2 protein-coding genes are annotated in these 447 nt (G+C 47.2%); both read right to left on the minus strand.

What is annotated here, in order from left to right; genetic code table 11:
- Positions 1–223: PLP-dependent transferase (locus ACTHUM_RS19745; RefSeq protein WP_440403975.1), on the minus strand; the 223-nt coding region annotated here is incomplete at its 3' end.
- Between the two features lie 116 nt (positions 224–339).
- On the minus strand, positions 340–447 hold a 108-nt coding region (locus ACTHUM_RS19750; protein WP_440403976.1), incomplete at its 5' end, for a DUF3465 domain-containing protein.

Consider the following 447-nt stretch of genomic DNA (forward strand, 5'->3'; position numbering starts at 1 on the left):
CTTCCAATGCAGCAATGCGTTTTTCAAAAGCGGCAGTAGTCGGATTGGCTGTACGGGTATAGGTAAAGCCTTTAATTTTTTTGGAAAACAAATCTGCCGCATGTTGTGCGCTTTCCCACATGAAGCTGCTGGTCAAAAACAGCGCCTGATTGTGTTCACGATATTCGGTCTGCTCTTTGCCGCCCCGGATGGCCAGCGTTTGCGGATGAAGTTTTTTGTTCATTTATTCTCCAATCTACTGTGTATTCCAATGGACGGAACAATATTTTCCGTCTGTTTAACTTGTTAACATTTTGCGCTTATTCCTGTCATCTTTCAAGCAGGAGGCCGTCTGAACGGTTATTGATAAACCTGTCCGCCGTGCTTCAGCCAACCGTCTTCATGACGGCCTGCCGGGTCATGATGCGTCCAATGGATAACACCGCCCTGCTCCGACCATTCGTATTC

Source organism: Neisseria sp. P0021.S006 (genome assembly GCF_051956895.1).